Source organism: Amycolatopsis pretoriensis (assembly GCF_900107925.1).
GTDB lineage: Bacteria > Actinomycetota > Actinomycetes > Mycobacteriales > Pseudonocardiaceae > Amycolatopsis > Amycolatopsis pretoriensis.
In genome coordinates, this window is the sequence record NZ_FNUJ01000002.1 from 398796 (window position 1) to 421161 (window position 22366).

A 22366-nucleotide genomic window follows, 5' to 3' on the forward strand; every position below is an offset into this window, starting at 1 on the left:
TCGCGCCGCCACGGCCCGGCGGGCCACTCCCGGCTCTAGGATGGGAACATCCTCCTGGAGAGCCCGTGAAATGACTGATTCCGATGACTTCGACGTCCTGGACCGGAAGATCCTCCACGCGCTGATGGTCGACGGCCGGGCGCCGGTCCAGCGCGTCGCCGAAGTCCTCGGCGTCTCCCCGCAAACCGTGCACCGCCGCTACAGCCGGCTGCGCGCCGAGGCCGGGCTGCGGGTCGTCGGCCAGGTCCGGCCCGAAGCCGTCGGCGACGAGGAGTGGCTCGTGCGCGTCCGGTGCGCCCCGGACCGCACCGGGTCGGTCGCGCGGGCGCTCGCCCGGCACGCCGAGACGTCGTGGGTGCACGTCGCTTCCGGCGGCACCGAGATCATGTGCGTCGCCCGCGCCGGCGCCGAGACCGGGCCAGGCCTGCTGCGGGCGCTGCCGAACACGCCGCGGGTGACCCAGATCAGCGCGCACTGCCTCCTCCACACCTTCTACGGCGGCGAGTTCAGCGTCGTCACCAAGACCGGCCCGCTGGACGACGCCCAGGTCGCCGCGCTGCGGTTCGCGGCCGGTACCGACGGCTGCCCGCTCTCTGAAACCGACCGCGCATTGACGGCCGTGCTCGCCCAGGACGGCCGGGCCGGGTACCCGGACCTGGCCCGGGCGGCCGGGTGCTCGGTCTCGACCGCCCAGCGGCGGCTGACCGAGCTGCGCCGCCACGGCGTGCTCTACTTCGACGTCGACCACGATCCGCGGATCCTCGGCCGGACGAAGCTCGCGATGCTGTGGCTCAGCGTGGGCCCGGCCGGCCTGACCGAGGCCGGCCGGGCGCTGGCCGGGCACCCCGAGGTGTCGTTCGCGGCCGCCACCACCGGCCCGACGAACCTCTACGCCGCCGTCAACTGCACCGGCAACCGCGACCTGCACCGGTACCTGACCGGGCCGGTCGCGAGCCTGCCCGGGCTGATCGCGGTGGAGACGGCGCCGATCACCGAAACCGTGAAGCGGGCGGGAGTGGTCGTCACCCCACGGTGAAGCTCGCGGTGAGCGTGGCCGCGGAGCTGGTGCCGACGTAGACCTCGATCTTGCCCGGCTCGACCCGGAACTTCGCGGCGTTGTCGTAGAAGCCGACGTCGTCCGGGGTGAGCGTGAACGAGACCGTCCGCGACGCGCCCGCGTTCAGGGTCACCCGCTCGAACCCGCGCAGCCGCCGGACCGGCTGGACGATGCTCGCGACGGGATCGCGCAGGTAGAGCTGGACGACCTCGTCGCCCGCGCGGGTGCCGGTGTTGGTGACGGTCGCGCTCACCTGGACGCGGCCGCCGCGGATCGGCAGCCGGGTGCTCGACAGGCGCAGGCCGTCGACGCGGAACGTCGTGTACGACAGGCCGAAGCCGAACTCGTAGAGCGGGCCGGTCTCCAGGTCGAGGTACTTCGACGTGTACTTGTTGTTCGGATCGGCCGGGCGGCCGGTGTTCTCGTGGTTGTAGTAGATCGGGATCTGCCCGACCGCGCGCGGGAAGCTCACCGGCAGCTTGCCGCCCGGGTTGACCGTGCCGAACAGGACGTCCGCGACGGCGTGGCCGCCCTGCACGCCCGGGGCCCACGCCTCGAGGATCGCGGGTGCGTTGTCGTGCAGGTACGGGATCGTCAGCGGCCGGCCGTTGACCAGCACCACGACGAACGGCTTGCCGGTCTCCTTGATCGCGGCGACGAGCTGCTGCTGGACGCCGGGCAGGTCGATGGTGCTGCGCGCGGCCGCTTCGCCGCTCATCGCGGCGGTCTCGCCGACCACGACGACGGTGACGTCGGCCGCGCGGGCGGCCTGCTGCGCGGCGGCGAACCCGCTGGTGTCGGTGCCGTCGACCGTGCAGCCCGCCGTGTAGGTGACGTTGGCGCCGGGCGCGGCAGCCTTGATCCCGTCCACCACGGTCACCGGCGGGGTCGTGCCCGCGCCGGTGCCCAGGCCCGCCCAGGTGCCGTTGAGGTCGTAGGTCGCGGTGCCCAGCGGGCCGACGACGGCCACCGAGCCCACGGACTTCGCCAGCGGCAGCACCGGCCCGTCGTTCTTGAGCAGCACCATGCACCGGCCGGCGGCCTGCCGCGACGCGGCCAGCGCGGCCGGCGAAGGCGCCTTCACCTCGCCGGCTTCGTCGACGTATGGCCGTTCGAAGAGCCCCAACTTGACCTTGACCAGCAGGATCCGGCGGACGGCGTCGTCGAGCTGGTCGCGGGTGATCCGGCGCTGGGCCAGCAGCTGCTGCCCGTGGGTGACGTAGTTGGTGCTGACCATTTCCATGTCGACGCCGGCGGGCAGGGCGGCCGCCGCGGCGTCCGCGCCGTCGCCCGCGAGGCCGTGGTTGATCAGCTCTTCGATGCCGGTGTAGTCGCTGACGACGAAGCCGCGGAACCCGTAGGCGCCCTTGAGGACGTCGTGCAGGACGTAGCCGTTGCCGTGCGCGGGGACGCCGCTGATGGTGTTGAAGCTGGCCATCACGGTCGCCACACCCGCCTCGACGCTCGCCTTGAACGGCGGCAGGTAGAGGTTGTGCAGCCGCTGGAGCGAGACGTCGACGGTGTTGTAGTCGCGGCCGCCTTCCGCACCGCCGTAGGCGACGAAGTGCTTGGCGCAGGCGGCGAGGCGATCGGGCGAAGAGTAGTCGTCACCCTGGTAGCCACGGACCTTCGCCACGGCCATCCGCGAGGCCAGGTAAGGATCTTCACCGTTGCCCTCGGCGATGCGCCCCCAGCGCGGCTCGTGGGTGACGTCCATCATCGGCGCGTACGTCCAGTGGATGCCGCTGCGCCGGGCTTCCTTCGCCGACACCGTCGCGTCGGCGGCCGGCACGCCGGGGTCGAAGCTCGCGCCCTGGGCCAGCGGGATCGGGAAGTTCGTGGTGTAGCCGTGGATCACGTCGAGGCCGAAGATGAGCGGGATGCGCAACCGCGTCCGCTCGACGGCGATCTTCTGCAGCGCGTTGAGCTTCGCGGCGCCGACAACGGAGAACACGCCGCCGAGCTGCCCGGTCGCCAGCGCCGTCCGGGCGAGGTCTTCGGTGCCGACCAGCTGCAGCTGCCCGAGCTTCTCGGCGAGGGTCATCCGCCCGAGCAGGTCCTCGACCCGCGGGTTCCGTTCGGGCCGGGCGGCGGGGTCCGCGGCCGCGGGCGGGGCGAGCGCCGAAGCGGCTCCCCCGGCGGCGAGGAGACCGCCGACGCCGGCGAGCAGGCTGCGCCGGTTGACGCCGTCGGTGGCCGCGTGACTCTCGGGTTGTTCCATGGCGGGGACCCTTTCGCGAGAGAACGAAGGCCGCCAGCATAAGCACGCTCGACGCGGCCGGCCGGTTCGATTTTCCCCGCCGGGGAAGGCTTGTGGTCCGGCCCTCGGCGTCCTACGGTCGGCTGAAGACCGACACGTGTCGAGGCAGCCGTGTGGGCATTTCGTGCTGTTCGGGCAAGCGCTTTCCCGCTGACCGGCGCGAGCACCGACCCCGCACGCCGGCTCGTCAATCCTTGACAAGAAGCCAGCGCGGTTCTAACGTTCTGTCACGCCGCCGGGTTGTCCAGACCATTTATCTTCGTGAGAGGACACCTCGATGCGCCTTCGTTCCCTGCTCGTCCTGCTGGCCGTGCCGGCACTGGTCGCCACCGCGGCGCCCGCGCAAGCGGCCGACCCGACCGTGGCCCCGGGCGGCAACTTCGACCTCGGGATCTGGCAGCTGCAGGAGCCGGTCGGCTCCCCCGGCTCGCCGACCACCATCTCCTCGTCCCGGCTCAAGGGCCCGAACGGCTTCCAGGACAGCTACTTCTACACCGACACCCGTGACGGCGCGATGACCTTCTGGGCGCCGGAAAAGGGTGTCACCACGCCGAACTCGAACTACGCGCGGTCCGAGCTGCGCGAGATGAACCGCGACGGGTCGGCGGCGAACTGGTCGCTGAGCGGGTCGCACAAGCTGAGCGCGACGCTGCGCGTGGTGTCGGTGACGTCGAACGTGTGCGTGGGCCAGGTCCACCTCGGCACGGGCGGCTCGTCGACGAAACCGTTGCTGGAGCTGTACTACCGTTCGAGCGGTGACATCGTGCTGGGCACGGAGAACTCCCCCGACGGCGGCCAGACGCCGCACACCGTGGGCCACGTGTCGATCGGCAAGACCTGGACGTACTCGATCGGGATCTCCGGCGGGAACACCATCGACCTGACGGTCAACGGCAGCACGACGCACTACTCGATCCCGTCGTCGTTCAAGGCGTACAAGCAGTACTTCAAGGCGGGGTCGTACAACCAGTCCTCTTCGGACAGCACGACCAAGGGCGCGCGGGTCGCGTTCTACGGGTTGACCGTTTCGCACGGCTGAGACCGGGCACCGGTGGCCGCCACCACCGGGCCCGTTTTCCCTTCCAGCGTTTTACGAGAGGAAAGCCCTCGATAAATTAAGTCAACCGAGCTCCGGGGCCACACACAATCTAGACACCTTTGAACGACCAAAAATGGCATATGCCCGACCGAGCATTCTGCTAGCACTGAGGGGAGGGTGCAGCGAGGTGGCGTCCAGTCGAAGCGGCATTACGTACATCATCCGTGAAGAGCTCCAAGAGGTCCATAGTGTCCACTCGCAGCGTCTTGAAGTCTTCTAGCGTCAGATCGAGATACTGGCCGTGAGCAATGGTGTTTCGCCTGTGCACAAGATCATTGTCGATCATGCTGGCGCGCAGTAGGTATTGCGGACGACGCTCCAGGCCAAGCCGGTCAAGGATTTCGAAGAGCACACTAGAAGACAAGTTGCTCTCAGTTCGAACTAGGTCCTCAGACAAGGTCGCACCCTTCGACATCTCAGTCCGAATAAATGTAGCGAACTTGTTGTGAACCATCGGCGTCGTCGCTTCATCAACAGCCGCCATCTTGGTTTTCAGTGCATTACCAAGGAATGCCTCACTGAGCGACTCGTAGGCAATAGACCTCGTGTTGACATACCTGATGTAGAGCTGCGCGATCGCCTTAACCCATCCCTCCCAGTGGGCATAGAGAATGAGCACACCGGATCGTAGATTTGCCTTCCGGGCAGGCCCAGATGCCTGCTGCACCAGCTTGAACGCAGTCGTCAACTCTTGCTTGCGCCAAGATATCTCGGCATCAATCTCCTGATCGAGAGCTTCGACGGTGCGAATCTTCGCCATCAGGCACCGATAATCTCGCGACCGGCAGGGACCATCATGCTGAGCCGAGCTTCGGTTGACTTCCCAGTAGCAAACCGTGCAGTCATCGCATCCAAGCTCCAGAACTCAATCGCACACTCCCGGAGGTCAGTGCGCGCGTCTATACTGTTACGAATCAGGTAGCCAAGACTGACTGCTAGCGCTTCGAAGGAGGAGTTCAGAAATCCACCTTTGAAGTCCTGCTTCGCACCATCCCACCGCCCAAGGATTTTCTCATCAGCAGCAACCAAGCGGTCGAAGGTATCTCGAAAAACACGCTCCGCAGCTACCCTGTAATCGTAGTCGAAGTTGATCGCAAGGTTGATCGAGAATTCTTCAAGACCATCCTGAAAGTTCCGAATACTACGAATCTCATCATCTGATTTCTCATGAAGATATAGGAACCGAAGCACGAGCTCTTCGTCATATTTGCGCTTGATATCGTTCTCCGGAAGGCGGATCAACGTCCCGAAGGCTTCATGTGACGCAAGGCCGGTCAACCATTCTACGAAATCCGGATTCACGCCCACAAGTTGAGCATTGCGAATCTCTTGACTTGAGAGTTTCGAGCCGAAGGAGTTAAGGCGCTGAAATAGGTCGAACTTCGTCTTGGGGTCAGACTCTCTCTGGACAATCTTGAGATCAATCTTCGCTCGCTTGACATCTCGCCGCTGGGCCGGAGTCAAGGCTTTCTCATCGTCTTCGTGATCCCAGACGAGTCCGCCAAGCGAGGGCAGGTATTTTGTTCCAGTAAGTGTCAAGGCGGGAAACGCATCCTGATCGAGTAGACCCTGGAGCTGCAGCAGAGTACTGATCCTCTGGAGGCCATCGACCAGCTCCCAGCGTCCGTCCTTGTCTTGCGCAACAAAGATCGACGGGAGCGGGATCCCAATAAGGATGCTCTCGACAAGGCGTGACTTCTGATCGTCGTCCCAGCGGAAGAGACGCTGAAACGGCGGCCTGATGATCAGGTCGCCTCCCATGTACATATTCGTGAGCTCACCCACGCTCATCGGATAGCTGTCCGTCGAGATAGTTCGCCTCGCCGCTTCGAGCTCCGACTCGAGATTAGTCATGGTGCCTCACCGATTCCGACTGTCTACCTGACCGTGCCCTGCCCATGCTATCGGTGGCCTCCACCGTAACTGGGAGCGCCCAGCATGCCGATCCTCGTACTTATGGTACGGCCGAAATCTGCTACCCTCAGCGGGCCCGGACCGGGACCACCGTCAGCGCCAGCCGAGCTCCGGGGCCACGTGGGTCAGGATGCTCTCCAGCACGTGCGCGTTGTAGTCGACGCCCAGCTGGTTCGGGATCGTCAGCAGCAGGGTGTCCGCGGCCTGGACGGCCTCGTCCTCCTTGAGCTCGCGCACCAGCTCGTCCGGCTCCGCGGCGTACGACCGGCCGAAAATCGCGCGGGTGTTCTCGTCGATCATGCCGACCTGATCACGCGAGTTGCGGTCGCGGCCGAAGTACGCGCGGTCGGTGTCGTTCGTCAGCGCGAAGATGCTGCGGCTGACCGACACGCGCGGCTCGCGCTCGTGGCCGGCCTCATGCCACGCCTCGCGGTAGGCCTCGATCTGCTTGCGCTGCTGGACGTGCAGCGGCTCACCCGTCTCGTCGTCCTTGAGCGTGGAGCTCTGCAGGTTCATGCCCAGCTTGGCGGCCCAGACGCTCGTCGCGTTGGAGCTCGACCCCCACCAGATGCGGTCGCGCAGGCCCGCGGAGTGCGGTTCGAGCCGCAGGAGCCCGGGCGGGTTGGCGAACATCGGCCGCGGGTTCGGCTGCGCGAAACCCTCGCCCTCGAGCAACTTGAGGAAGACCTCGGTGTGCTGACGGGCCATGTCGGCGTCGGTCTCGCCGTCGGCCGGAGCGTAGCCGAAGTAGCGCCAGCCCTCGATGACCTGCTCGGGGGATCCCCGGCTGATGCCGAGCTGGAGCCGGCCCTCGGAGATCAGGTCGGCCGCGCCGGCGTCCTCGATCATGTACAGCGGGTTCTCGTAGCGCATGTCGATCACGCCGGTGCCGATCTCGATCTTCGACGTGCGCGCGCCGATCGCCGAGAGCAGCGGGAACGGGCTCGCCGCCTGCCGCGCGAAGTGGTGCACCCGGAAGTACGCGCCGTCGACGCCGAGCTCCTCGGCCGCGACCGCCAGGTCGATCGACTGGTGCAGGAAGTCGGCGGCGGAGCGCGTCTCGGAGTGCGGGCTCGGCGACCAGTGGCCGAACGAGAGGAAGCCGATCTTTTTCACGCCCGGTTCAGCGTCCGGGGGCCGGGTTTGATTCCCCGGTGTGAGCGGGCCGACCGCCGCCGCACCCCGCGCGCGGGGTGCGGCCGGGGCACTCAGCCGCAGTGCTCGGACTTCTCCTGGTCGGTCATCGGCGCGGTGTGCTGCGTGATGTCCCCGGTCGAGCCGGGCACCGGGCCGTCCGCGTCGAAGTCCTGGTACCAGATGTAGTGGTCGTAGAACTTGTCCGGGAAATGCATTTCGTAGGTGCCGTGCACCTTCTGCATCTTCGGCGCGCGTTCCACCCAGCCCTTTTCACCGGGCCGGACGTCGACGTTGGTCGCCTGCCCTTCGGTGTGCGAAGACTCCCACGTGTGCTGGTAGGACGTTTCGATCGACACCTTGAACACTTCCGAGAACCCGTATTCGGCCGAAAGGGAAACGCCGAAGCTGTTCGACTCCCCCGTCGTGTCCGACCAGTTCACCGTGCTGCGCTGCAGATCACCGGTGCAGTTGAAAGCCGCTTCGCCGACCTGGTGACCGGCCCCGGTGTGCTCTTCCGGCGGACCGGCCGGGTGGAACACGCAGGAATCCGTGCCGTTGTCACACTTGTCGAGCAGTTCGCGCGCGGTCGGGCCGCCGTCGGCCGACGCGCCCGGAGCCGTCAGCACGAGGCCGGCGGCGGTCAGCAGGCCGAGGCCCGCCGCCGTCCACGCGTTGCGCTTGCTGGTCATGGTCGCTCCTTCGCTCAGCTGAACCCGATGGACTGCGTGCGGTCGTTCATGAACGACCCGACGTTGCCGGTGTTCTCCTTGAACGGGCCGTCCCGGTCGCCGCCGAGGTTCGGCTCCGGGTAGAGCCAGACCCAGCAGTCACCCCACGGCTGCACGGACGAGATCTTGTTCTTCCAGTCGTCGCCGAGGTCGAACTGCCAGTTGACCCAGCCGTCCTTCTTGCACAGTTCGGGTCCGGTGATGGTCAGCGAGTTCCCGGTGTAGTCGGGACCGTCGAAGAACGTGCCCTGCACGACCTGGCCGGCTTCCTGCGTCTCCAGCGCCGCGCGGGCGGTGCCCGTGCTGCATTTCTGCACCCCGGTCTCCGAATTCAGCACGCAGTGCCGGGTCGTCGTCGCGGCCACCGCCGGAACGGCGCCGAGCAGGCTCACGCTCGCCGCCGCGGCCGCCGCCGTCATGACTGTTCTGGTCCATTCGCGCGCCATTGTGTTTCCCTTTCCAGGAAATCGAAAAGATCTTCCACCTCGAAAGTACGACGGATTCGGCGGATGGGCGCGCGTGTTGCCCATCGGGGCATTCGGGTCTGCCTCATTCCCTCCCCAGCCCCGGTGCCGCCGTGCGGACCACCGGGGCCCGCGGTACAGTGCGCCGTCCCGGTGACAGCTGACGTCGATCTCGTCACCCTGGGTGACACGATCATGAAAATTCATCCCGTCATAACTTGACTCATTCCAGAGAAGGCCCCTAAGGTGGCCGACGTGATGACCGACTTCGAGGCGCAGCTGCGGGCGGTCTCGTTGCGGGTGACGCGGCCGAGGCTGGCCGTGCTCACCGCGTTGCGGGACCACCCGCACGTGGACACCGAGACGGTGATCGAGCTGGTGCGGGCCGAGCACCCGACGGTGTCGCACCAGACGATCTACGACGTCCTGCGGGCGCTCACCGACACCGGCCTGGTGCGGCGCATCCAACCCGCGGGCGCGACCGCCCGGTACGAGTCCCGGGTCGGGGACAACCACCACCACGTCGTGTGCCGCACCTGCGGCGCGATCGCGGACGTCGACTGCGCCGTCGGCCACACCCCGTGCCTGACCGCCTCGGACGACCACGGTTTCGTTATCGACCAGGCGGAGGTCGTGTACTGGGGCACCTGCCCCGACTGCGCGGCCACCCGAACTCCCGAATGATCGCCGGCTCCGGAAGGAAGTAGATGAGCAACACCCAGGACAACACCCCCTCGAGCGCACAGGGTGTGGACCAGAAGGCGGCGGCCGGCTGCCCGGTCGCGCACGACTCGGTGACCGCGCACGGCAGTGAGAGCGAGAACCCGGCGATCGATTCGCCGCAGCCGAAGACGGGTGGCCGTCCGCGCACCAACAAGGACTGGTGGCCCAACCAGCTCGACCTGACGGTGCTGCACGCGCACTCGTCGAAGAGCAACCCGCTGGGCGAGAACTTCGCCTACGCCAAGGAGTTCGCGAAGCTCGACGTCGAGGCCCTCAAGAGCGACATCAGCGACGTCCTCACCACCTCGCAGGACTGGTGGCCGGCGGACTTCGGCCACTACGGCGGCCTGATGATCCGGATGAGCTGGCACGCGGCGGGCACCTACCGCATCCACGACGGCCGCGGCGGCGCCGGTGACGGCGGCCAGCGCTTCGCCCCGCTGAACAGCTGGCCGGACAACGCCAACCTCGACAAGGCGCGCCGCCTGCTGTGGCCGGTCAAGCAGAAGTACGGCCAGAAGATCTCCTGGGCCGACCTGCTGGTGCTGGCCGGCAACGTCGCCCTGGAGTCGATGGGCTTCAAGACCTTCGGCTTCGGCTTCGGCCGCGTCGACACCTGGGAGCCGGAAGAGATCTTCTGGGGCCCCGAAGACGACTGGCTGGGTGACGAGCGCTACGTCAGCGACTCGGAGATGGCGCCCGAGGTCGGGGCGACCGAGATGGGCCTCATCTACGTCAACCCCGAGGGTCCCCGCGGCAGCGCGGACTTCGAGGCGGCGGCGCACTTCATCCGCGAGACCTTCGCCCGGATGGCGATGAACGACGAGGAGACCGTCGCCCTCATCGCCGGCGGCCACACCTTCGGCAAGACCCACGGCGCCGGTGTCGCGGACGACCACGTCGGCCCGGAGCCCGAGGGCGCGCAGCTGGAGACCCAGGGCCTCGGCTGGCTGAGCACCCACGGCAGCGGCAAGGGCGCGGACGCGATCACCAGTGGCCTCGAGGTGACGTGGACCGACAAGCCGACCGAGTGGAGCAACCGCTTCTTCGAGATCCTGTTCGGCTACGAGTGGGAGCTCACGACGAGCCCGGGCGGCGGCAAGCAGTACGTCGCCAAGGACGCGCCGGAGATCATCCCGGACGCCTACGACCCGAACAAGAAGCACAAGCCGACGATGCTGACGACGGACCTGTCGCTGCGCTTCGACCCGGTGTACGGCCCGATCTCGCGCCGGTTCCTGGAGAACCCGGACGAGTTCGCGCTGGCGTTCGCCAAGGCCTGGTACAAGCTGCTGCACCGTGACATGGGCCCGGTCAGCCGCTTCCTGGGCCCGTGGGTGGCCGAGCCGCAGCTGTGGCAGGACCCGGTGCCGGCCGTCGAGGGCGACCTCGTGGGCGACGCCGACATCACCGCCCTCAAGGCGAAGGTGCTGGACTCCGGTCTCACGGTTTCGCAGCTGGTTTCGACCGCGTGGGCGTCGGCCGCGAGCTTCCGCTCGACCGACAAGCGCGGTGGCGCGAACGGCGCTCGCATCCGCCTGGAGCCGCAGCGCAGCTGGGCCGTCAACGAGGGCGTGGAGCCGGTGCTCTCCGCCTTGGAGGGCATCCAGCGCGAGTTCAACGAGGCGGGCGGCGCGCAGATCTCCCTGGCCGACCTGATCGTGCTGGCGGGCTCGGCGGCGGTCGAGAAGGCGGCGCGCGACGCCGGCGTCGAGACCACGGTGCCGTTCCACCCCGGCCGCACGGACGCGACGCAGGAGCAGACGGACGTCGACTCGTTCAAGGTCCTCGAGCCGCGCGCGGACGGATTCCGCAACTACCTGCGGGCGGGCGAGAAGCTCCAGCCGGAGACGCTCCTGGTCGACCGCGCGTACCTGCTGAACCTGACGGCCCCGGAGATGACGGTCCTGGTGGGCGGCATGCGAGCCCTGTCCGACGGCGGGCACGGCGTCCTGACCGACCAGCCGGGCGTGCTGACGAACGACTTCTTCGCCAACCTGCTCGCCCCGGGCACGAAGTGGAAGGCGTCGGAGTCCGAGGAGAACGTGTACGAGATCCTCGACGTGACGACGGAGAAGCTGAAGTGGACGGCCACGGCGGTCGACCTGGTCTTCGGCGCGAACAGCCAGCTGCGAGCGTTGGCCGAGGTGTACGCAAGCGACGACGCGCGCGAGAAGTTCGTGTCGGACTTCGTGGCGGCGTGGACGAAGGTCATGGAGCTGGACCGGTTCGACCTGGTCTGATCCTTTTTGGAGCTAACGGGCCCGGCCGATCTTCGGCCGGGCCCGTTAGCTTTCCGGAGACCGCTCGTGTGGTGGCCCGGGTCGTTTTCCGGCGGCCGATTTCCGCAGAAGCAGAATGACGAGCACTTCCCGTGCCGCCTCGCGGCGCTCTTTGCCGCGGGCGAAAGCGGCTACCGACGCGATCGTCGCAACGGTCACCGGATAAAGGGTGCCGGTCAAGGCTTCCAGCACGATCATCGCGGTCGAAAGCACGGTTCCTCCTGGGGGCCGGACGACCTGGTAGGTCAATGACGCCCCATCCGGCGGCCGTCCGGCGAGATTCCCGGAAAGATCCGGGCGACCGGGGTTAGAGTCGGCATCCGTCCGGACGTTTCCGGACGATCCTCGCGGGAGGACGATGCGGTGGCCGAGCCGACCGAGCAGGACCCCGTCGACCAGTTCGCGGCACGGTTGCGCGAACTGCGGCTCCGGGCGGGCGAACCGTCCGTCAGCCGGCTGGTCGCCTTGACCCGGCGGCAAGGCAGAAGGATGGAGATGACGCGCTCGACCATCCAGGACAAGCTCAGTGGCCACACCACGCCGAAGCTCGAACACGTGCTCGCGCTGGTCAAGGCGTGCGTCGAGCACGCGGAATCCCTGGGCCGGCCGTTGCCGGCCGACACCATCGACGAACAGGACTGGCGGGAACGGTGGGCGGTTCTGCAGCGAGCCTTGGCCGGCCCCCGGCGCGACGGGATCCGGGCCACGCACGCGGTCGCGGAAATCGGCAGCGAATCGCCGGCTCCCCGGCAAGACCGAACCGATGACACCGTGTCGGTACCCACGATCTTCCGCCGGGTCGGTGTGGAACTGGCGCGACGGCTCATCCACGACGAGAACGGCGATCCGGTCGGCTGGTGCCAGGACCTGACGAAGAACCACGCCGCGACGGCTCTCAGCACGGCATACGGCCTGAAGACGATGCTCGTGGTCGAGGAGCCGTACGTCGACCTCGGGGCGGTGACCCACAGTCTGCTGCGGATGCGGACGTCGTCGGGCGCCTGGGTCGGACCTTCCTCGGCGGTGCGGCCGGAAGTCACCGCGACGGTGCTGGACGCGCTGTTCCGCGTGGGAACGCCGATGCCGGTCGACTCCGCGCTCGCGCTCATCGAACGTTCGGTCGACGCCTTCACCGCCACCCGGCCGTTCCTGCTCGCGACGGTTCTCCGGACTGTGGCACGGCTCCGCCCGGACGCTCCGCTGGCCACCAGGCTCGTCAACGACTTGCTGGCCGCCCGGCTGAACTTCGACGGGATGGCGCTGTGGCCGGAAAAGGTCGAACCCGGCCTCGCCTCGCCCCGGCCATCGGCCGCCCATACCGCGCTGGCGGTGGCCGCCCTTCGAGCCGCCCACGCCGACCACCGCGCCGATGTCCGCGAAGCCATAGACCAGTCGACACCGTGGCTGCTCGACACGAATTGGGCCTACGACGGGGCGGCGGAAGAAATCACGCGGCGCCGGCAGGACGGACAAGGCTTGACGAGAGCGTTCATCCGGCATTTCACGCCGGCATGGGTGCTCATGGCACTCCCCGAAACGCCGGGCCGGCTGCAGGGCGCGGTGGAGGCTTTGTGGAGCCGGTACGAGCCTCGCCGCGGGCTGTGGGCGTGGGGCAACGGGGACCTGCCGGTCTGGATGACCTTGGACGCGGTGACCGCCTTGCGCGCGGTCGCGCTGTCATCGGCTCCTCGCCTCGGTCACCGAACGTTGTCCGGGCCGGTCCGTCCGGCCGCCGTCGATAGGCCGTCCGGTTGAGATCGCACCCGAGCGGTTGTCCCGGTGGGTCATGCTGGGATATCCCCTTAACTCCGGAGGGCGAGGGAGGGGCGGGGTGACGTCGTGGAACGGGTCTGACTACCCGAGCTCCCTGGGCTTCCTCATCGACTGCCTGGAGCAGATCCCGTCGCTGCGGGATCCCGGTAGCCGGCGCCTCTGCCTGGAACTTCTCGCCGATCACCTCGGCATGCCACTGGTCGTCGAGGACCTGCCGACCACGCGGGCCAGCCTGATCGGCATCGTGCAGGCCTGCCGGCGGCAGCACCCGCGGGCGCTGTCCGCCTTCGTCGATGCCGTCGAACAGATGGAGCCCGGGTCGATTCCCGTGCAGCGGGCGCGGTCCGCCGTCGAAGACATGGCCACCCTCGACCTCGTCACCGAGTACGACCGCCAGGAACTGCTGAACCTGCTCGGGGAGAACCCGAGCAGCCGGCTGGCCGAGCTCGTGCGGGCGGCCGCCGGGCCCGCCGCCGAACTGACCTCGGCCGATCACCGGCCTGCGGACGCGCTCGCCACCCTGGAACGGATGAACGCCCAGCCCGACGGGATTCCTCCCCTGCTGCTGTTCGTCGAATACCTCGCGGCCGCCGCCGACGAGCAGCGCGCCGAAGGGTTGCGGGACTGGAACGACCGCCAGGCCGCCCGGTTGGGCGTGACCGAGCAGATCGGCGCCGTCCGGCTGGCGCGCGCCACCGAACCCAGCACGCCCGAAGAAGTCGTCGCCTACCTCGTCGTGCGCATCGAGCCCGATCTGCTCGACACCGGGCTGCTCGTCGTCGTGCACTGGCGGCACAACGATCCGAGCGGATGGCGGCCGCGGCGGAGCGAGCCGTTCACCGGCGATCTCGACGCCGTCCGCACGCACGTGGCCGCGCTGGTCGCCGAGGCCGAAACCGGCTGGGCGCAGAACGCCACCGCGATCCGGATCGAGTTCCTGCTCCCCTATGCGCTGCTGAACCTGCCTGTCGACCAGTGGGACCTGGAGGCGGGCAGCTCCCTGCCGCGCCCGCTCGGCCTGCACTACCCGGTCGTCGTGCGCAGCCTCGACCGCGCGCGTTCGCCGCGCTGGCACCGGGAATGGCGGCGGCGCTGGGACCTGCTCAAGAAGGTGCCCGCCGGACTGACGACGCCGGAAGAGCACTGGCTGTGGAGCGACGGCTCGAAACGGCGGCACCTGACCGCGCTCGACGCGAAACTGGCCGCCCAGAAGAAGGTCCTGTCGCTGGTCCTGCGTTCGGTGCCGGACAGCACGGACCCCGGTGAGGTGCTCGTCGGCGTCCGGACCGGCATCCCGGTGATGATCTGGCACCGCACCGAGGCCGCCCGCTCGGCGTTCGAAGCGGAGATCAAGTCCCTGCGCGACTTCCTGCCCGAACTGGTCGAGCACCTACGCCTCCTGCGCAGCCGGGCCCGTCAGGCCGCCCGGCCGGACTCCCACGTCGGGAGCCGGGTTTCGCTGCTGTGGGACGACCCGGACAGGCCCGTCGAGCCGCAGGATCCGCCCGCGGCCCCGATCGAGGAGGTGCCCGCGCGATGAGCGGTGCCGAGATCCCGCCCTGGTGCGTCTACCGCGGGCACGGCCTGCCGCCGTCCGCCGGCGAGGACGCGCCCGAGCTGCCCGCGCCGCCGAGCTGGCGCAGGTTCGACGGCGGCCCGGCGGTGCCCGTCCCGGCGGCGTCCGACGCCGAGTTCGTCCGCCGGCTGGGCGTGCCGGCCGTGGCCTCGGCGCGGGACGCGACGCTCGAAGAGGTGCTGACCGTGAACGCGGCGCTGTACCTGCGGCGCCCGCTGCTGATCACCGGCAACCCCGGCACCGGCAAGTCCAGCCTGGCCTACAAGATCGCGCGCGAACTGGGGCTGGGACCGGTGCTGCGCTGGCCGATCAGCAGCCGCACGACGTCCCGCGACGGGATGTACGACTACGACGCCATCGGCCGCGTCCAGGCCGCCGCGACCGAGGAGGGCGCCGGCATCGGCGGGTTCGTCCGCCTCGGCCCGCTCGGCACCGCGCTGCTGCCCTACGACCGGCCACGCGTGCTTTTGATCGACGAGCTGGACAAATCGGACATCGACCTGCCCAACGATCTGCTGGCGGTGTTCGAGGACGGCGACTTCGAGATCCAGCCGCTGGCCCGGATCGCCGCCACCCAGCCCGAGGTCACCGTCTTCACCCACGACCGCGGCGGCCGGGCGACCGTGCGCGACGGGCACGTGCGGTGCCGCGCGTTCCCGGTGGTCGTGGTGACGAGCAACGGCGAACGGGACTTCCCGCCCGCGTTCCTGCGCCGCTGCCTGCGGCTCGACATGCCGCAGCCCGGCTTCGAACAGCTCGTGAGCATGGTCGCGGCGCACTTCCGCGACGTCCCGCCCCGCAGCGACGACCTGATCCACGAGTTCCTCGCCAACAGCGGCCAGGAGGGCGGCCTCGCCAACGACCAGCTGCTCAACGCCCTGCATCTGACGACCTCAGGGGCGCACCAGCACGACGCGAACTGGGAGGTGCTGCGCGGCACCCTGTGGCGGCGGCTCAACGTCCAGGGAACGGACTGAGCCCATGGCCGACCCGGTCGACCGCCTCCCCACCGAGGCGCTCAACGCCGACGAGATCGCCGACGCGGTCTGGCTCGCCGCCCGGATCGCGGCGAGCGAACCGCCGCGCGCGCGAGCGGATCCGCGCCCCGATCCCCCACCACCCCCACCGCCACCTCCGTCGGCACCGGAACCGGAATCCGAGCCACCGCCGGTGGCGAAGTCCCGCGTCGACCACGTGCTGCCGGGCCGCCCGGACCCGGGCCGGCCCGGCGAGCACCCGGAACCGGCTCCCGTTCCCCTCGAACCGGTCCCGGTGCGGCCGCGAGCGCGCAGATCCGCCGCGCCACGGCCGATCCGCACGGTGCCGCCGAGCCTGCCCCGAGGCCTGGCGAAGGCGCTCAGGCCCTTGAACCGCCTGGTCCGGCTGAAGCACCGGACCGAATTGGACGAGGAGGAAACGGCGGTCGCGGCGGCGGAGACGAAAGTGTGGCTGCCCGTGCACCGGGCTTCCCGAGGTCACCCGTTCGAGATCGTGCTGGTCGTCGACCGCGGTTCCTCGATGGTGTTTTGGGAACGCACTTCCCGCGCTTTTCGCGCCCTGCTGGAAAGGCAGGGCGCGTTTTCCGACGTCAAAACGGTTTCGGTGGACACCGACGAACCGGACGTCCGATTCGTGGAAACCGCACCGGGTACCGGCTGCGAACCGGCGCAGCTGGCGGATCCGACCGGGCGGCGCGTCATCGTCGTGCTCAGCGACGGCGTCGGCCCCGCGTGGCGCAGCGGGTCGATGTTCGAAGTGCTGTCGTTGTGGGCCAAGACTTGTCAGGTCAGCCTGTTCCACCTCCTGCCCGCCGAACGGTGGAGCTGGACAGGCGTACGCGTGGTGTCACAGGCGTTGCACAGGGTCCGCCCCGGTACCGCGAACCCGATCCCGGTGCTGGAACTCGACCCCAGGCACGTGCGGCGCTGGGCCGAGCTGATTTCGGGCACCCCGGCCGTGCAGCTCCCGGTGCTGGTTCCCCCGGCGGAGGAAAACCTCGCGGACGACGTGGCGGAGACCGAAGAACCCCCGTCGCCCACGGAACGGCTTGACCAGTTCCTCGCCACCGGCACTTCGCCCGCCATTCGCCTGGCCGGGCTGCTCGCGGCGGCCCCGCTCACCCTGCGCGTGATGCAGGCGGTGCACGGCACCCTGATGCCGCAGGCACGACCCGCGCACCTGGCCGAAATCCAGCTGGGCCGATTGCTGCACCGCGTGCCGGCGGACGAGGAAAGCCCGGTCGAGTACGATTTCGCGCCGGGACTGCGCCGGCGGCTGCTGGCCTTGGTTTCGCGCGCGGACACCGCGCGGGTGCAGCGGGTGGTCCAGGACGTCCTCGGTCCGCAGGAGCCGGCGGTCGCGAATCTGCGCAATGCGCTCGAGGCTCCCGACGACGCCACTCTACCGGTGGTTACGTCGCGCAGTGAACCGTTGTTGACTGTCCAACGTGACGTTCTAAGAGCACTGTCGGGGCCTTACACACGTCGAGCTAACCGATTGGGTGATGCCTTGGAACGGTTTAGGGGGTCCCGTAACGACGGTGGCGCGCGCGCGACTAGGACACCGGAAGGCCTAGGGGCATCTCCAGGTCCACATCCGGTAGGGTCCAGCCCGCAAGCTGAACCGATCAACCCTCGAGGGATCTCTGTGACTACCACGAGATCGGAGCCGGGCACCGAGGTCCGCCACTCCGGCCAGCAGCCCGCCGTCTGGGGCGGCGTTCCGCTGCGCAATGTCAACTTCATCGGTCGCGGGGACATCCTGCGGGCATTGCACGGTGAACTTTCCAAATCCACCCGTACAGCTGTACTGCCCGGCGCGCTGCACGGGATGGGCGGCATCGGCAAATCCCAGATCGCGGTCGAATACGTATACCGCCATGCCGAAGAATACGACCTGATCTGGTGGATCCCTTCGGAGAACCCGTCGGAAATCCAGGCGTCGCTGGTTAAACTGGCGAAGCGCCTCGACCTTCCCGTGGAGCAGTCCGTCGACACCGCGGTGCCCGCCGTGCTCGAAGCGCTGGGCAGCGGCGAGCCCTATCGCCGCTGGCTGCTGGTGTTCGACAACGCCGACCGGCCCGAGGACGTCCGCCGGTTCTGGCCGCGACGCGGTGAGGGCCACATCCTCGTGACGTCCCGGAACCCGCAGTGGTCCGAGGTTTCGCAGGCGGTCGAGGTCGACGTCTTCCGGCGGTCGGAAAGCCGCGAACTGCTGCAGCGCCGCAACCACGACCTCGCCGACGACGACGCCGACCGGCTGGCCACCGTGCTGGGCGACCTGCCGCTGGCGGTCGAGCAGGCCGCGGCGTGGCGCGCCGAAACCGGCATGGCGACCGACGAGTACCTGGAACTGTTCGAGAACAAGCGGACCGAACTGCTCCAGTCGCGCCCGCCCGCGGACTACGACGTCGCGGTCGAAGCCGCGTGGAACGTGTCGCTGGACAGGCTGCGCGACGAGAACCCCGGCGCGCTGGAACTTCTCGAAGTGTGCGCGTTTTTCTCCCCCGAGCCGATTCCGCGGGCGATGTTCAGCGGTGTCCGCAACGTCCCGACGTCGGAAGCGCTCGAGCAGACCCTCGGCGACCCCATCCAGCTGAGCCGCGCGATCCGCGAGATCAACCGCTACAGCCTCGCCAAGATCGACCACCGCAGCGACACGCTCCAGCTGCACCGGCTCGTTCAGCTGGTGCTGCGCAACAAACTCGGGCCGGAGGACCAGGAGCGGGTGCGCCACACCGCGCACCTGCTGCTCGCCAACCGCGACCCCAAGCAGCCCGACTCGGTCGACTACTGGTCGCGCTACGCGGAAATGCTGCCGCACATCCGGGCCGTCGACGCCCGCAACTGCACCGACCGCTGGGTACGCCGGATGGCGATCAACGCGGTCAACTACCTCTTCGCCTTCGGTGACCCTGCGGGCGCGCTCGAGATGGCTCAGGACTATGCGCAGTTCTGGAACGAGAAGCTCGGCGAGAAACACGCCGACACGCTCGTCGTTTCGCGCTGGTGGGGTCGCATGCTCCGGGCGCTCGGCCATTTCGAGGAAGGCCGCATCGTCGCGGAGCGGACGCTCGCGCTGATGCAGGAAACGCTCGGCGAAACGCACGAAGAAACACTGCTCACCATGCACGGCGTCGCTTCGGACCTGCGAGCCAAGGGCGACTTCGAGCGGGCGCGCCAGATGAACGAGTTCGCGTACCTCAGCGCACTGGACCGGTTCGGCGACGAAGATCCGGACACGCTCGCCGCGGCGAACAACTATGCGCTGAGCCTGCGGCTGGTCGGCGACTTCGCCGGAGCACGCGACCTGGACGAGCGGACGGCGCAGCGCAAGCAGACCGTGCTGGGCGCGGATCACCGGCACACGCTGCTGACGCTGGACAACTGGTCGGTCGACCTGCGCGAAACGGGTGACTACCTGCGGGCGCGGACCGAGCAGGAGGACACCGTCCGCCGCATGCGGGCGCAGCTCGGCGGCCGGCACCCGATGACCCTCTCGGCCATCAAGAACCTCGCGATCGCCTACCGCAAAGCGGGTCTACACCGCGACAAGAAGGCGCTCACGCTGGCCATGGAGGCCACCGACGGGCTGGTCACCAAGTACGGGGAATCCCACCCGGACGCGATGTCCGCGACGATGGACCTGTCGATCGAGCACCGCCAGGACGGCAATCTCGCCGAAGCCCGGCGGCTCGGGGACCACGTCAAGAACCTATACGAGGCGAGCTGGGGCCAGAAGCACCCGTTCAGCGTGGCCGCCGCGACCAACCTCGCGGTCACGTTGCGCCTGCTCGGTTCGGTCGAGCAGGCGCGGGAACTCGGGGAACGCGCACTGGCCGACATGACCGAGGCGCTGGGCGAGGATCACCCGTTCACCTTGGTCTGCGCGACGAACCACGCGAGTGACCTGGCCGAATCGGGTGACTACGAAGCGGCGTACCGGCTCGACGTGAAGACGCTCGAACGTTCCGAGCGCGTGCTCGGCGCGGATCACCCGTCGACGTTGGCGCTGCTGGTCAACCAGGCGCTCGATCTGCGCGGGCTCGGCCGTGGCGAAGAAGCGGACGGCCTTCAGCTGAACGCCGTCCAGCGGCTGCGTCAGGTGCTCGGTTCGGAGCACCCGGCGACGGCGGACGCCCAGTTCAACCACCGCGCCAACTGCGACATCGACCCGATGCAGATCTGAACCCACGTTTCACTTCGCGAAACCCCCGGCCGGGGAACCTGCCGGGGGTTTCGTGCGTTCAGCCGAGCCAACGCGCCAGCCGATCCGGGTCGGGCGCCACTCCCCGCCGATGCCGAACCTCGCGGTGCACCGCCGCCACCAGCTCCGGACTGCTCACGAGCACTGGATGCCGGGTGGCCAGCGCGAATCCTGCCCAGGCGGCCGGGGAGTCGGGCGTGCTCGCGAGCTGTCGCCGGTAAAGCTCGGCGGCCGCGATCGGGTCGCCGTCCACGAGGGCCAGGTCCGCGGCGGACACCCCCGCGATCTCCGCCATCGCCAGTTCCGGCTCGGCGCGGTAGACGTCGTAGAGGTCCGGGTCCGTGAGCCACGTCCGGGTGAGCGTGAGCCGCGCCTGCCCGGCGGACCCGGTGGTTGGCACCAGGTCCGGCGGCGCGGCCGGGACGAATGGGCACGGCCGGTTCCGCAGCCAGGCCTCGGCGAGCTCCGCCACGACCCGGTCGGCGACCCGCAGGTGCCGCAGCCGCCACGACAGCCGGTGGTCGAGGTTCGCGCGGCCGGCCGCGCGCGCGATGTCGGCGGGCAGCGGCTCGGTTCCCCATTCGCGCAGCCGGTCCCGGGCCGTGGCGAGGAACCGGCGGCCCAGCGCCGACGGTTCCGCTTCGGTGAGCAACGTGCCGACGGCGTGGGCCGTCTGCTCGCGCCGGTAGGCGAACTCGAACTGCGCGGCCCGGGCCACCAATCCGTCCGTCACCGGGTAGTGGCCGCGGTAGAACGCGGTCACGCCGAGGAACGAATAGGCGCCGTGCAGGAGCCCGATGGCCGGGCGTGGGTCGTCGCGCCACGGGGCGTAGAGCCGGGCGGAGTCGTTGTCCCCGGTGGGATCGAGCAGGTCGACGAGCACCAGCAGCACGCCGAGCTTGCTGTGCTGGAATTCGTGGACGAGGGTGGCCGCGAACGTCGTCGCGTCCGGCGGCCGCGACAGCACCAGTGAGCCGAAGACCTCGTTGTGCGACGCGCTGTAGGGGGTGAACCGGTCGACCGCCGCCCTCGGCACCAGGGTGGTGAGGCCCGCGGCGAGTTCCGCCGCGATCTCGGCGTGGTGCTCGGTCAGCAGCCGCCAGGTGGCGTCCAGGACTTCCGCCCACTGCGCCACTTCGCCGGCCGCGAGCCGCTGCGGTGGAACAGGCCCGTCGAACTCGCGGTAGGGGTCGATGTCGTCGAGGACGAGCTCGTCGTCCCCGATGGGCAGCGAGCGCAGGGCAAGCCAGCCCGGGCCGTCGGCCGAGCTGTCGTCGGGCAGCTGCACACTGCCGGACGGCCCGCGCACGAGGACGTGCCCGCCCTCGGCGTGCACCTGTGCGAAATCCCACTCGCGGCGGCTGCGGACGTCGGCGAGGCCGAGGGTCGGCAGCATCAGCCGGCCGCGCCACACCGGGACCCGGGACCGGAAGCCGGATCCGGCGCGGATCGCCGCGGCGGTGGCCAGCCGGTGGAGACCGCCGAGATCGGCCCACAGCGGCGGGTCGCCGGCACCGCCTTTCGCCAGCCGCTGCAGGACGTTCGCCGCCCACAGTCCCGTGTGCGGGTGCGCGAGGACGCGGTCGGTCGCGGCCGGATCCCGTTGCTGCGCCTCGATCAGCAGCGTCCACGCCGCATCCAGCGGCGGCAACGGGGACATCGCGGGGTTCAGTTCGGCGGCGGCGTCGAGGACCGCTCGCAGCAGCGTCAGCCGCCGGCTGCGGTCGGCTTGCCTGAGCTGCCCGGCGATGGCCGCGTCACTCCGGCCCGCGGCCATCGCGTCGAGGTTGGTCAATGACACCCGGTGGGTGTCCAGCATCGGGTCGTGAGTTCCCTAATCTCCGTTCAACGCGCGTCCGGAGCCTGGTTCTGCAGCACGCCGGTGCGGCTGCACTCGGCCCGCCCGGCGACCAGCCGCAGCGAGCTGTGGAGCGCCGGGTCGTCGCTCAGGCGCAAATCGGCCAGGGAAACAGTGGACAGATCGACCATCCTGGTGGTGACTTCGCCCCGCGCCTGTCCCATGTCAGGTCCTCCCTCACGACGAGCCCCGCGATCGGGGGGAGTAATCATCATGCAACAACAAACCGGGTTTGTGACCGGCCGCATGGCGGATCAATTCCCGCCGGTCCGAACACTGTGCGTTTCCGG

17 protein-coding genes are annotated in these 22366 nt (G+C 69.0%); 8 read left to right on the forward strand and 9 right to left on the reverse strand.

Annotated features, from left to right (window positions below):
* Window positions 1–70 precede the first annotated feature (70 nt).
* Complete coding sequence (locus BLV96_RS08840; RefSeq protein WP_086682266.1) at window positions 71–1036, forward strand: Lrp/AsnC family transcriptional regulator; 966 nt, start codon at window positions 71–73, stop codon at window positions 1034–1036.
* On the opposite strand, the gene bglX is transcribed toward BLV96_RS08840, so the two are convergent.
* Entirely contained in the window at window positions 1023–3278 is a 2256-nt protein-coding gene (gene bglX, locus BLV96_RS08845; protein WP_086682263.1) for a beta-glucosidase BglX, read from the reverse strand. The genes BLV96_RS08840 and bglX overlap by 14 nt on opposite strands.
* A gap of 316 nt (window positions 3279–3594) precedes the next feature.
* On the opposite strand from bglX, the gene BLV96_RS08850 reads away from it, so the two are divergent.
* Window positions 3595–4356, forward strand: coding sequence for a polysaccharide lyase family 7 protein (locus tag BLV96_RS08850; protein ID WP_086682260.1), 762 nt, complete (start codon window positions 3595–3597; stop codon window positions 4354–4356).
* A gap of 160 nt (window positions 4357–4516) precedes the next feature.
* On the opposite strand, the gene BLV96_RS08855 is transcribed toward BLV96_RS08850, so the two are convergent.
* From BLV96_RS08855 to BLV96_RS08875, 5 genes are all read right to left on the reverse strand, one after another.
* Window positions 4517–5176 carry an MAE_28990/MAE_18760 family HEPN-like nuclease gene (locus BLV96_RS08855; protein WP_086682257.1) on the reverse strand — a complete coding sequence of 220 codons (660 nt, stop codon included), beginning with the start codon at window positions 5174–5176 and terminating at the stop codon, window positions 4517–4519.
* Window positions 5176–6270 carry a DUF262 domain-containing protein gene (locus BLV96_RS08860; protein ID WP_086682254.1) on the reverse strand — a complete coding sequence of 365 codons (1095 nt, stop codon included), beginning with the start codon at window positions 6268–6270 and terminating at the stop codon, window positions 5176–5178. The genes BLV96_RS08855 and BLV96_RS08860 overlap by 1 nt, the downstream gene beginning before the upstream one ends.
* A 153-nt stretch (window positions 6271–6423) precedes the next feature.
* On the reverse strand, window positions 6424–7446 hold the full coding sequence (locus BLV96_RS08865) for an LLM class flavin-dependent oxidoreductase (protein WP_086682251.1): 1023 nt from the start codon (window positions 7444–7446) through the stop codon (window positions 6424–6426).
* 92 nt (window positions 7447–7538) lie between these two features.
* Window positions 7539–8156: a hypothetical protein gene (locus tag BLV96_RS08870; RefSeq protein ID WP_208608179.1), complete on the reverse strand. Its 618-nt coding sequence runs from the start codon at window positions 8154–8156 to the stop codon at window positions 7539–7541.
* Between the two features lie 14 nt (window positions 8157–8170).
* Window positions 8171–8614, reverse strand: a complete 444-nt coding sequence (locus BLV96_RS08875) for a hypothetical protein (protein WP_086682248.1) — start codon at window positions 8612–8614, stop codon at window positions 8171–8173.
* Window positions 8615–8917: 303 nt separating this feature from the next.
* On the opposite strand from BLV96_RS08875, the gene BLV96_RS08880 reads away from it, so the two are divergent.
* Both BLV96_RS08880 and katG read left to right on the forward strand, forming a co-directional pair.
* Entirely contained in the window at window positions 8918–9343 is a 426-nt protein-coding gene (locus BLV96_RS08880) for a Fur family transcriptional regulator (RefSeq protein WP_086682245.1), read from the forward strand.
* A 23-nt stretch (window positions 9344–9366) separates the two neighbouring features.
* The gene (gene katG, locus BLV96_RS08885; RefSeq protein ID WP_086682242.1) at window positions 9367–11625 is read left to right on the forward strand and encodes a catalase/peroxidase HPI; all 2259 of its coding nucleotides are present in this window, start codon (window positions 9367–9369) and stop codon (window positions 11623–11625) included.
* Between the two features lie 45 nt (window positions 11626–11670).
* On the opposite strand, the gene BLV96_RS08890 is transcribed toward katG, so the two are convergent.
* A complete protein-coding gene (locus BLV96_RS08890) occupies window positions 11671–11877 on the reverse strand; it encodes a hypothetical protein (RefSeq protein WP_091388957.1) in 207 nt (68 codons plus the stop codon).
* A 150-nt stretch (window positions 11878–12027) separates the two neighbouring features.
* Between BLV96_RS08890 and BLV96_RS08895 the strand changes: the two genes are divergently transcribed.
* From BLV96_RS08895 to fxsT, 4 genes are all read left to right on the forward strand, one after another.
* Complete coding sequence (locus BLV96_RS08895) at window positions 12028–13419, forward strand: helix-turn-helix domain-containing protein (protein WP_086682239.1); 1392 nt, start codon at window positions 12028–12030, stop codon at window positions 13417–13419.
* Window positions 13420–13495: 76 nt separating this feature from the next.
* Entirely contained in the window at window positions 13496–14977 is a 1482-nt protein-coding gene (locus tag BLV96_RS08900; RefSeq protein WP_091388959.1) for a VMAP-C domain-containing protein, read from the forward strand.
* On the forward strand, window positions 14974–15990 hold the full coding sequence (locus BLV96_RS08905) for an AAA family ATPase (RefSeq protein ID WP_091388961.1): 1017 nt from the start codon (window positions 14974–14976) through the stop codon (window positions 15988–15990). Before BLV96_RS08900 ends, BLV96_RS08905 begins: the two co-directional genes overlap by 4 nt.
* 4 nt (window positions 15991–15994) lie before the next feature.
* The gene (gene fxsT / locus BLV96_RS08910) at window positions 15995–20200 is read left to right on the forward strand and encodes an FxSxx-COOH system tetratricopeptide repeat protein (RefSeq protein WP_091388964.1); all 4206 of its coding nucleotides are present in this window, start codon (window positions 15995–15997) and stop codon (window positions 20198–20200) included.
* Window positions 20201–20258: 58 nt separating this feature from the next.
* Here the strand turns inward: fxsT and BLV96_RS08915 are convergent, their stop codons facing one another.
* Both BLV96_RS08915 and BLV96_RS49720 read right to left on the reverse strand, forming a co-directional pair.
* Window positions 20259–22037 carry an HEXXH motif domain-containing protein gene (locus BLV96_RS08915; RefSeq protein ID WP_086676882.1) on the reverse strand — a complete coding sequence of 593 codons (1779 nt, stop codon included), beginning with the start codon at window positions 22035–22037 and terminating at the stop codon, window positions 20259–20261.
* Between the two features lie 26 nt (window positions 22038–22063).
* Window positions 22064–22240: a hypothetical protein gene (locus BLV96_RS49720; protein ID WP_158104140.1), complete on the reverse strand. Its 177-nt coding sequence runs from the start codon at window positions 22238–22240 to the stop codon at window positions 22064–22066.
* Window positions 22241–22366: the final 126 nt, after the last annotated feature.